This is a genomic window from Empedobacter sp. EJD.6dd (genome assembly GCF_057369435.1).
On the sequence record NZ_CM170667.1, the window covers coordinates 1287395 to 1299569 of the forward strand.

Annotated in this window: 9 protein-coding genes; 2 read left to right on the forward strand and 7 right to left on the reverse strand. The window is 31.1% G+C overall.

The window, feature by feature from the left end:
• Positions 1-81 precede the first annotated feature (81 nt).
• Positions 82-330: a type B 50S ribosomal protein L31 gene (locus tag AC2I98_RS06025; protein WP_180906240.1), complete on the reverse strand. Its 249-nt coding sequence runs from the start codon at positions 328-330 to the stop codon at positions 82-84.
• A 311-nt stretch (positions 331-641) separates the two neighbouring features.
• Between AC2I98_RS06025 and AC2I98_RS06030 the strand changes: the two genes are divergently transcribed.
• Positions 642-2015, forward strand: a complete 1374-nt coding sequence (locus AC2I98_RS06030) for a hypothetical protein (protein ID WP_486413717.1) — start codon at positions 642-644, stop codon at positions 2013-2015.
• 43 nt (positions 2016-2058) lie between these two features.
• Here AC2I98_RS06030 and AC2I98_RS06035 read toward each other — a convergent pair whose 3' ends face one another.
• The 4 genes from AC2I98_RS06035 to AC2I98_RS06050 form a co-directional block, all read right to left on the reverse strand.
• On the reverse strand, positions 2059-2523 hold the full coding sequence (locus tag AC2I98_RS06035; RefSeq protein ID WP_486413718.1) for a hypothetical protein: 465 nt from the start codon (positions 2521-2523) through the stop codon (positions 2059-2061).
• Positions 2524-2576: 53 nt separating this feature from the next.
• Positions 2577-3035, reverse strand: a complete 459-nt coding sequence (locus tag AC2I98_RS06040) for a LexA family protein (RefSeq protein WP_486413719.1) — start codon at positions 3033-3035, stop codon at positions 2577-2579.
• Between the two features lie 10 nt (positions 3036-3045).
• Entirely contained in the window at positions 3046-4302 is a 1257-nt protein-coding gene (locus tag AC2I98_RS06045) for a Y-family DNA polymerase (protein WP_486414062.1), read from the reverse strand.
• Between the two features lie 97 nt (positions 4303-4399).
• On the reverse strand, positions 4400-4828 hold the full coding sequence (locus AC2I98_RS06050; protein WP_486413720.1) for a CC0125/CC1285 family lipoprotein: 429 nt from the start codon (positions 4826-4828) through the stop codon (positions 4400-4402).
• A 271-nt stretch (positions 4829-5099) separates the two neighbouring features.
• Between AC2I98_RS06050 and AC2I98_RS06055 the strand changes: the two genes are divergently transcribed.
• Positions 5100-8393 (forward strand): cytochrome c biogenesis protein, encoded by a 3294-nt coding sequence (locus AC2I98_RS06055; RefSeq protein WP_486413721.1) that lies wholly within the window; start codon positions 5100-5102, stop codon positions 8391-8393.
• Between the two features lie 201 nt (positions 8394-8594).
• Here the strand turns inward: AC2I98_RS06055 and AC2I98_RS06060 are convergent, their stop codons facing one another.
• Positions 8595-10640 (reverse strand): M16 family metallopeptidase, encoded by a 2046-nt coding sequence (locus AC2I98_RS06060; protein WP_486413722.1) that lies wholly within the window; start codon positions 10638-10640, stop codon positions 8595-8597.
• A 14-nt stretch (positions 10641-10654) separates the two neighbouring features.
• Positions 10655-11977 (reverse strand): M16 family metallopeptidase, encoded by a 1323-nt coding sequence (locus tag AC2I98_RS06065; RefSeq protein ID WP_486413723.1) that lies wholly within the window; start codon positions 11975-11977, stop codon positions 10655-10657.
• Positions 11978-12175 lie beyond the last annotated feature (198 nt).

Genomic DNA, 12175 nt, shown 5'->3' on the forward strand with positions numbered 1-12175 from the left:
ACCTGATTAAACTAAAAAAACCTACAAGAAATTCTTGTAGGTTTTTGATATATTTTAATGATTTGAAATAGTTTCCTATTCTTATCCTTTTTTAGCATATTTGCTTCTGAATTTGTCGATACGTCCTGCAGTATCAACTAATTTAGATTTACCTGTGTAAAATGGGTGAGATGTAGAAGAAATCTCCATTTTGATTAATGGGTACTCTACTCCGTCAACAACTAATGTATCTTTAGTATCTGCACAAGATTTTGTGATGAATACATCTTCGTTAGACATATCTTTGAATGCTACCAAACGGTAATTTGTTGGGTGGATATCTTTTTTCATTTTTTTAATCTTCTTTGTTAACTTTATTGGTATGCAAAGATAATATTATTTTGAAAATGTTGTAATCAAATTTATTGATAACAACATCTTAAACAATACGTTAAGCAAATTTAATTTCGAGTGTAATGGGCTTCTTAAAATTAAACTTGCACTTCTTGTGCATTTTTCGTGGTGCAAATATAAACATTTTAGTAATTTGTACAAATATTTTTCGCATAATATCTTCACAAAATTCTAATTTTTATCTTTGTACAATAAACAATAAATCATTGCATTTGCTGTTTATCTATTATCAATGAATCATTAATTCTATGAATGTAAAAACATTTGTCGCTGGACTGGGTATCGCTTCTTTGATTGGTTTTCAATCTTGTCGTGACGATTTTGACTATGATCCAATTAGTTCAGATTTGCGTTACAGCAAAGATACCGTTTCTGTAGACACCGTATATAATTTCTCGAAATCAGAAACTTATCTCTTAAAAATATATAATCCAGAAAATGATGATCGTGTTATTCCAAGAATTTATTTGACACGTGGAAATCAATCTTTTTTTAATATTAATGTAGATGGAAAAGCAGGTACAAGTTTTGAAAATGTGCCAATCCGAAAAAAAGATAGTTTATTTATTTTTGTTGAAGTTAACGCAAAGGAAGCTCCGTTGAATCCGCTTTATGATGACGAAATCAATTTCGAGACAACTAATTCCTCAAAAAAGATTAAATTATTATCGTGGATAGAAAAAGCTAAAATTCATCCGAAAGATGCTACGATTTCTACTGCAAATTGGAATGTGAATGAAGCGCAAGTAATTGATGGAAATTTGACGGTTACAAGTGATTTGACAATTGATAAAGGTTCGAAAATTTATTTCAAGAAAGGCGCAAGTTTAACGATTGCTAACAATGCAAAATTAACTGTTAATGGTGCTTTGAATGAAGAAGTAAAATTCCGTTCGGCTCGTCATGATAATAAATATGACTCAATTCCTGATCAGTGGAATAAAATAGAATTAGCGCCAAATAGTACGTCAAAAATTAATTATGCAAAAATTATTGGTGCAGATACAGGTTTACATGTTAACAATGCAAAATTAGATATTAGTAATGCGAAGATTGTCAATAATCAATCGTATGGTATTTTAGCTACAAATGCGACGATTACAGGTTATAATTTAGTAATGAACAATAGTAATTTAGCAACTTTAGCAATAGAATATGGTGGATCGTACGAATTTTATCATTCAACATTTGCTAATTATTTTAATTTTGCGACAGCTGCAGGACCAGCTTATTCACTTTTCTTAAGTAACGAAAACAATGATAAAAATGTTTCAGCTTTAACAAAAGCTACTTTTGGAAATTGTATTTTCTATAACGAACGTACACCAAATGCGATTTTATTGGATAAAAAAGATGGTGCAGCTTTCAATTATTTATTTGATACCAATATTATTCATAATGCAGATACATCAACATTAAATGTAATGACTGCTCCAAATTTCTTAGCAAGTATTACATTAAATCCGATGTTTGAAAATACTGATTATAATTTAAATAAATTGTGGCTGAAAAAAGATTCGCCAGCAAAAAATAAAGGTAAAGTAAGTTTTGCACAACAATATCCTTTAGATTATAATGGACAACCACGAGGAACAACTCCTACAATTGGAGCTTATCAATAACATCAAAAAGCGCTAGAAACAAAGTTTCTAGCGCTTTTTGATGTTATCTATTATTCAGTAAAACTGTAACCTTTCCTTTAAACTGATCTCCGTTAAAATTGATTTTATAACTTTTATAAGATTCTAAGTGAACGGATTCTTTTTTACTGGTTTTTCCTTTCGAAACACTTCCGATTTGAATTAATTCATTTCCGATTTGATCAGTTATTGTAAAATCTAACAATCCATTTTTTTGTTTTACTTCATACTCAACTTCAAATTCTATATCCTGATTTGTTTTTAAGAAATAATAAACTTCTCCTTGTAATTTTGAGAAATCTAAAACAATTTGATTGTTATTTCTTCTTATAATTTTAGTTGCAGAATATGTTGTTCCTTCTGTTTTGTAAATTCCATCAATACTCAAATATTTTGATGCATTATTAGTTGATATATCCGAAACAGTTGAAATTGTAATACAAGATTGAGTTAGCATTACAGCAAAACATAATAAAATAAACTTCTTCATATTCGTATCTTTTCTATAAAGATGCATGTTTTATAAAAAAGTTACAATAAAGGTTAAATTCGATTACTTTTTTCTCTTATTAATACACCAACAACACCTAAAATAATTACCTCATCTCCTTCTTCTATTTGCACACAATTTTTATAGTTCGCGTTAAGTGCAACTAATTTATTGTTTATTTTATCAAAACGCTTCAAGGTATAATCGTCATTATTTACTGAGACAATGATATCATCGTTATGTAACGGAATTAGATCTGTGCGTATCACCAAAACATCATTTTTTTGATAAATTGGATACATCGAATCGCCTCCAACAACAATTAAAAAAGTAGATTCGGGATGTGTCAAATAACGTTCGTCTAAACTTATTTTATCATCTACAAAATCCTCTGCAGGAGAAGGAAAACCTGCATTTACTTGACCAAAATTTGGAATATAATATTTTTGACCTTCGGTATTTATCTCAAAAATAGTCAACTCCTTATCTATCATTTTTATGTCTTGTTTCATTTTCTATTTTTTAATAAACAACCAATAAATCGTTCCACTTCGTTGTATAGCAAGGAGACAATTTTTTCTGACGCATTTTCCACGTTTTATTTAAATCTTGCGAAGCCAACTTTATTTTTGATGCTCCAAATTTTTTATTCATCCTATCTATCGCTTTCATTAAATTTGGATGATGTTGATTTTCTTCTTCAAAAAGTGATAATTGTTTTTGATCTGAAGAAGTTATTCCAGAAACCACTACTCCAGCCTTTTTATACTCATATCCTTCTTTATAAATTTGTTCAAAAGCTTTTATTGCGAACTTAGACAAAGTGATACTCGAATGAGATTCGTAAGGCAAATGAAATGAGATTGAACGATAGTATTGAGGTTTATTCTTATCAAAATTATTGGTCTGTATAAATACTGTAATCAAATTGCAGGACGATTTCTGCTTACGAAGTTTCTCTGCACATGAAACCGCGAAAGTAGAAACGCGCTCTTTTACATATTCAAAATCGTTGGTATATTCTTCGAAACTTCGTGTTGTTGCAATACTTTTTTTCGCCGAAATAGTTTCTAAATCTAAAACAGCTTCTCCTAATAAATCTTTTTTTAAGCGTAAACCAACAATCGAAAATTCTTTTCGAATAAAATCATCTTTCAATTGTACAAAATCTAACGCTTTATTAACGCCTATCAACCTCAAACGTCGAGACATTCTTCTGCCAATTCCCCAAACATCTTCTATTTTTAACCATTTTAAAGCTTTATGAATTTGTTCTTGGGTTTTAATTACATAAACACCTTGATGAGTTTCGGAAAACTTTTTCGCGATATGATTCGCTACTTTTGCCAAAGATTTTGTTGGTGCTATTCCGACACAAACAGGTAATTTGGTAAATTGATAAATTTTCGATTTTATTTCTTGTCCATAAGTAGTTAAATTAAACCGATCAAAACCGTTTAATTTTAGAAAACATTCGTCAATTGAATAAATTTCTTGATCTGGTGAATACAACGACAATATAGACATTACACGGTTACTCATATCTGCATATAATTGATAATTTGACGAAAAAACTTGAATATTTTTTTGGTCAAAAATATGCTGAAATTGATGCGCAGGTGCACCCATTGGTATTCCTAACAATTTAGCTTCTGCAGAACGCGATATAACACAACCATCATTGTTAGACAATACTACAATTGGCTGATGAAGCAGCTTCGGTTGAAAAACACGATGACAACTGGCATAAAAATTATTACAATCTATTAATGCGAACATGTCACAAAGTTGAGAAGATAAAACGCCACATTGTGTCATCGAAAATGTTAATTTATTACGAAAATAAAAAGCCACTCTAATTAAAGTGGCTTTCCAATTATTTCATTTTATATTTTTTGCGTAAATCTTTTATCACAACATTTGGTTCATAAACGGTTTGATATTTTAATGGTTTATTGTTTTTAAAATATTGTACTTTCAACCAAGTATCATTCGTATCTAATTTTGTGTGACTATTACTTTTTTCTAAAATTTTATCATTTACAGTACTCAATACAGCAAAATAATCAAAATTATTTCGTTGACCAACTTCTGCTGCTCTTAGTAAAGCATAATCAAAAGTCTTATCTTTTTTATTATACTCATTACCATCAAAAGTAATGATGTAGGTGTCATTATTCACTTTCTCTTCGGTATATCCTCCAGTACCATTATCTTTTTGGTATGCAACAGCTTTACTGTTATTGCAACTTGCTAAAGTCAAGACAAAAACTCCAGCAAATAAAAATTGAATTGCTTTTTTCATATTAATTTATATTGGTAAAAAAGCATTAACAAAAGTTGTTCCTTTTAAGCTCTATTTTTAAAATTTCTAAATATTTTCTTAATAAATCTTTTTCAAATAAAATAGCATTCTAAATAAAATCTTATTTAATTATATAAATATCAATTAATTAAACCTATTTACATAAGCACTTATTTAACATTCTATTAACTCATTGATTCTAATAAAAATCATTTAAGTTTTAATGCTTTATCAGATAAACTCGACTATTTTTGTAAATCAATTATAAGTAATGAGTAAATTAGAAAAATATCTATTTTCTACCAGAACCATGACGGTCTTGCTGTTTATATATGCAGTCGCTATGGGGTATGCCACTTTCATTGAAAATGACTACGATACGGCTACTGCAAAAGCTGTTATTTACGAGGCAAAGTGGTTTGAGGTTTTAATGATTTGGTTAATCGTTTTGTTCTTAATGAACATCAAGCGATACAAATTATGGTCAAAGGAAAAATTGCCTTTGTTAGTTTTCCACTTAGCATTTTTGTTTATTTTTATTGGAGGAGGAATTACTCGCTACATTAGTTTTGAGGGTGAAATGCCTATTCCAGAAGGAGGTACAAGTAACGAAATCACCTCTTACAAGTCATATTTTAAAATGATGGTTGATGACGGTACACAACGTTTGGCGTACGACAACCATCAATACAACATGACGTATTTTGACCGAAAAGATAGTACAAGCTCGTTGTTCTACAGACAATTTGAAGGTGAATATCAATTCAAAGATAAAGTGATCAAACTACGTACATTTGATTTTGTTCCTCATGCATTGGATACAATTGTAAGAAGAAAAGATGGAATTAACGTTTTAGAAATTGTTACAGTTGGACAAACAGGACGTAACTCGGTTTTTATTCGTAACGGTGAAATTAAAAGTGTCAACGGAACGCTTGTCGCTTATAATAGACCACAAGATGGTGCAGTACAAATTACTGGAGAAGGGGAAAATTTAGTAATTAAATCACCTTTCGAAGGAGAATATGTGCAAATGGCTGGACAACAAGTTGGACAAATTACAGACATGCAAAAATTGCAAGAAGGAGCTGGTAAAGTCGAATTTAATATTCCTACTCCACTTAAACTTCGTTCGTTATACACAATAAACGGAGCGCAATTTGTGGTTCCAAATCCTGCTTTTAAAGGTGAGGTTTTATATAGACAAGGTTCTAAATTTAAAGCAGAAGAAAAACTTCTTCCTGGTGCAATTAGAGCTGAAGTTATTGTTGGCGACAAACGCGATACAGTAACAATTGTTGGAGGAAAAGGTACAACAAATTATACGGCAGATGTACAAATTGATGGAATGAATATTTCGTTAGGATATGGTTCTAAAATGGAGAAAGTTCCGTTTAGTATTCGTTTAGATGATTTTATTTTAGATCGTTATCCTGGTTCTACTAATCCATCTTCTTTCGAATCTAATATTACAGTTATTGATGAAGGAAAAGAAACAAAACATCATATTTATATGAACAATGTAATGGATTATAAAGGTTATCGTTTCTTCCAATCGAGTTATTTCCCAACAGAGGACGGAACAATTTTATCTGTAAACCAAGATTGGTGGGGAACTAATATTACTTATTTAGGTTATTTCTTATTATTTGGAGGAATGTTTGTTTCATTGTTCTGGAAAGGAACTCGTTTCTTACAGTTGAACTCTTTATTGAAAGGTTTACATACAAAGAAATTAAATATTTTACTTCCATTATTTTTATTGTCGGGATTCGCTTTTGCGCAAAACCCTACCACGACAGATGGTAATAAATCATCTCATCAAAAAATCACTACAGATTCTGAAAAAGGAAATGTACATTCATCAGAGCATATCGGAAGTTTTTCTACGAAAATGGCTGATGGAGACGAATTGGCAAAAGGTATTAAAATTCCTGACGAACATGCCGAAAAGTTTGGACATTTGCTTATTCAAGATATCGAGGGACGTATAAAACCTGTTAATACGCACTCTTTAGAGATTCTTCGTAAAGTTTATAAAAAAGATAAATTTCATGGTTTATCTGCTGATAAATGGTTTATTTCTTTACAATTAGATCCTGCTTATTGGGTAAATGCGCCAATGATTGAAGTGGGTGAAAAAGGTGGAGATCGTTTAAAGAAAATTACAAGTGCAAATGAAGAAGGTTACACTTCTTTAATGAATTTGATTGATCCTAAAACAACTCGTTTCAAATTAGATAAAGCTTACAATGAAGCTTTTTCAAGAAAACCATCTGAGCGTACAAAATTTGATGAAGAAGTTATTAAGGTAACAGAACGTTTCAATATTTTAGATCAAACGGCAAAAGGGTATCAATTAAAAATTATTCCTGTTCAAAATGATCCATCAGAACGTTGGACTTCTTGGATATATCAAACACAAGAAAATCCAGTAGAAATTGATACAATGGCACTTGGATTAGTTAGTGTCTACTTTAATATGGTTTCAAAAGGTCTTGAAAATGGAGATTGGACACCTGCAGATAATGCTGTAAAATATATCGATGACTACCAACATAAATGGGGAAAAAATGTAGTACCCTCTCCAACTAAAGTAGAAATAGAAGTTTTATATAATAAATACAATGTTTTCTTTTGGGTGATGGTTGCTTATTGTATGGTAGGCGGTGTTTTAATGATATTATCTTTCATACAACTATTCTCAGAAAGTAAAGCTCTACATCGAATCATCAACATTTGTTTAGGTTTATTAGTTGTAATATTCATAATACAGGCAATTGGACTTGGCGTTCGCTGGTATTTAACAGGACATGCTCCTTGGTCAAACGGATACGAAGCAATTGTATTTATTTCTTGGATAAGTGTTTTAGCTGGAATGTTATTATACAAAAACCGAAATGCTTTTATTCCAACAACAGGAGCTATGGTTGCTGTAATTATGATGGGATTTGCACATGGAGGTTCTATGTTAGATCCTCAGATTACACCATTAGTACCAGTTCTTAAATCGTATTGGTTAATTGTACACGTTGCAATTATTGTATCATCTTATGGCTTCTTTGGTTTAAGTGCTATTTTGGGAGTTTTCTCTTTAATTATCATGATGATTAAACCAAACAAAAAGATTGAAATTTCTTTGAAAGAAATGACTTATGTTTCTGAAATGTCTCTAACAATCGGAATTTACCTACTTACTGTCGGTACATTCTTAGGTGGCATGTGGGCAAATGAATCTTGGGGGCGTTATTGGTCATGGGATCCAAAAGAAACATGGGCTTTCGTTTCTGTAATTGTTTATGCAGTGGTTTTACACATGCGTTTAGTTCCTGGACTAAGAGGAAAATTTGCTTTTAATGTTGCAGCTATGTGGGCTGTTTGGACTGTTATTATGACGTATTTCGGTGTTAACTATTACTTATCTGGATTACACTCATACGCAGCAGGAGATCCAATTCCAATTCCATTCTGGGTACCTGCAACAGCAGTTGGTATGCTCCTATTGTCAACAGCAGCTTGGTACTTACAAAACAAGGTTTACCATGTAAAAAATAAAATAGAATAATTATTATTCATTAAAGAACGAAAAAAGCTCATCATACGATGAGCTTTTTTCTTTTATTTATTTAAGTTATACTACTTGATACTATTTTGCTTCAAAAGATTATTATTCATATAGTAAAATTTAATCATTAAAATCCACTAAAAAAGGTAATCCCATAACAGGATTACCTTTTAATTTGAAAAATATTTAAAAGAATGGTTTCTATTTAAAATCAGCTTCAGTTACGTTTTTGTTCACTTCTACAGTGTCTATAACTATTTTGATGATTTGTGGTCCTGATTCTGAAATTGTTTCAATAGGAAGTTGTACTCCTTCATAAACTTTGTAATTTTTGATTTTTGTACTTACAATTACATCACCTTGAGGTGTTTTTTGAATCTCTTCTGTCTTCTTTAATAAACCTGTTTTAACATCATAATAATCTGTACGTGAAATTTCTGGTGCAGAAACTTTATAATAGTCTACTCCATCTTCAGAAACAATACCTTCTACTTTAGCTGTTTTATACCCTTCTGATAAAGCAAAAAACAATGGATTTGTTTTCTTTAACGAAGCTTTCATTTCAGCAGGAAGATCCATTTTCTGACCAGCTTGCGACATATAACCATTTTGTCCATCAAAAACTTGTTTAATCGTCATTCCCATAATCGTAAATGACGTTGCAATTTTATTTGGTGTTGATGCTTTTACAATATAATCACCACTCATTCCCATTGTCTCAATTTTTCCTTTCTGAACCAATGACTTTATAGCTTTTGCTTTATCTGCTCCACCAATTGCTTTTAGATAATTATCTGTAATTTGAGCAACAGTAACAGTTGTCGTTTTTGCTCCAGATGTTGGTTTTTCCGTTTTATTACCATACGAATCATAGTAATTTACTGGATAACCTAATTTCTCTAAAGCTGGTGCAATTTGTTCTAATTTTCCTGTAACATTTATCTTTGCTTGATCTGGACGGAAATATTTTTTAGAAACACGCAAAACATCATCAACTGTTACTGCATTTATATTTTTGATATAATCTGCATAAAAGTTATCCGATAATTGATTTGTTTTTTTCGTTAAAGCTTGATTCGCTACTGTCGAAGGGCTTTCTAATGTCAAAATAAAGTTTCCTAAGAATTTCGCTTTTACATCGTCCAACATTTTTTGGTCGATTTTATTTACCGTCATTCCTTTTATTTCTTTCATCGTTTCTACGATAGCAGAATCCGTTACTTCATTACGAACTGTCGCATTTGTATTGAAACGCCCAATGTAGCGAGAATCAGAAACTCCTCCACGCGCTCCGTATGTCCAACCATGTGCTTCACGAAGATTCATGTTTAGTTTCGAATTGAAATCTCCACCCAAGATAGAAGAAGCAATCAAAGCTGCATAATAATCAGGATCTTTCTTTGTTAATTGAACTGGATACGAAACTGAAACTACAGATTGAACTGCATTCGGCATATTAATCGCGTTCAATTCTGTTTTTGTTACTTCATCTACTTTTGGAAAAGCAGGAATATTTAATTTTCCTGTTTGCCAAGTATTAAAGTTTTTCTCTGCTAATGCTTTTACATCTTTTGTAGAGATATCTCCAACAACAATTAAATAAGCATTATTTGGTTTGTAGTAGGCATTGTAGTAATCCTTCACATCTTGTAAGGTGATTTTCTCGATTTGCTCTGGAGTATCAAATTCAGAAAATGGATTGTTTTTTCCATAAACTAAAATATTAGAAACACGAGAAGCAGCACTTTCTACAGATTTTTCATTTGATTTTAAACCTTCGATATAACGTTTTTTTACATCAGCAAATTCTTTTTCTGTGAAATTAGGATTCATAGCGCCATCTGCCATGTAACCAAATATTTCGTTGAAGTATTTCGTTAAAGAACTTGCTGAAGCTCCTTCTTCCCAAAAATTAACACGAGCACCTAAAAACTCAATTCTTTTATTAAATTCGTCTTTCGATTTTGTTGTTGTTCCTGTTCCTAACATTTCGCTCAATAAAGATTCTGCACCTTTTTTAGCACCTAAAGCGAACGGAGGATTATCTATTGTTAAAGTCGCAGAAACACGTGGTAATTTGTGATTTTCTACAACTATAACTGTTAATCCATTTTTTAATTTAAACTCGTTTGATTTTCCTAGATTAACCGTCGGCGCAGGACCTGGTTTTGGCATAGGAATATTAACTTGAGCACTTAAGCTAACTGCCATAAAAGCAATCGCAAGAGATAATATCTTTGTTTTCATAATTGAGTCGTTTTTTATTTTGCAGCTTTTTTAGATTCTGGTAAATAGTGTATAATTACACGTTGGTTTTTGTTTAGATACTTTTTCGCAACGTTTCTGATATCTTCTCTCGAAACCGATTGATAGATTTTTAATTCTTCGTTGATTTTATTTGTATCTCCACCCAACATATAAGCATCTGCCAAAGCGTGCGCTATATTTTGAACACCTGATTTTGAAGCCACAAAACTATTTTCAATTCCATTCAAGATTTTTTGGTAATCTTCTTCTGAAATTAAATTTGTTTGTACCTTTTCTATATCTTGTTGTAACTCATTTTCTAACTTATCAAAAGGCACTTCTCCTTGTGGTAAAATTCCGATTGAATAAATTCCATAGTCTTCCATTTGACGATTGAAAGCAAAAATTTGTAAAGCTTCTTTCTTCTCATCAACATATTTTTTATATAAAACAGACGATTTTCCTCCTGTTAAATAACTTGATAACATTTCTAACGCATACGCATCTTTCGATTTGTTATCTGGTGTACGATAATTGATTGCTAATAAAGGAATTTGAATATTAGAATCATATTCTGTTGCACGAATTTCAGAAGTAATAGGATCTTCTTTGATCACCGTTTTTACAACTTCTTTTCCTCTTGGAATTACACCAAAATATTTCTCGATTAATTTCTTCGCTTCCTCTTTATTAAAATCTCCAGCAACAACTAAAACAGCATTATTTGGAACATAATATGTTTGACTAAAGTGTTTGAAATCGTCTAATTTAGCATTGCTCAAATCTTCAAAGGAACCAATTACACTCCAACGGTAAGGATGTTTTTTGAAAACGTGAGGATTAACTGCTTCTCCGTAAGAAAATTTACCATAAGGTTGATTGTCTAAACGAGAACGTTTTTCCTCTTTCACAACTTCTTTCTGTGTATCAACACCAATCTGATTAATAATTGGCTGACGTAAACGATCAGATTCCATCCATAAACCTAATTCTAAATTATTTGATGGAAATGTTTCGTAGTAATACGTTCTATCTGTCGTTGTATTTGCATTGTTAGAACCTCCGTTAGAAGAAACGATTTTGAACCATTCTCCTCTTTTGATATTCTCTGTTCCTTCGAATAATAAATGCTCAAAAAAGTGTGCAAAGCCTGTTTTACCAACTTGTTCGTCTTTTGATCCTACATGATACATTACGCCAGTTGTAATCACTGGAGCAGAACTGTCTTGATGAAGGATTACGTGTAATCCATTTGGAAGAGTATACTCATCAAATTTTATTTGCTGACCAAATAAAGCTGATCCCGCAAATAACATAGACATAAAAATTTTCTTCATTTAGTAGTTTTTAAGTTTTTTATCTATTATGCTTATGTAACATTAGTAGCAGTTTTTTTGAAAATGTTACACCAAATTTGCATAATAATTTAAAAAAGTAAAATAATACATGTCTATTGATTTAGTAGGCATTTGTATTAATTTACAACATTATTTCATAATATACCTATAGTAAATGTTGTTCTATTTGCTATAGAT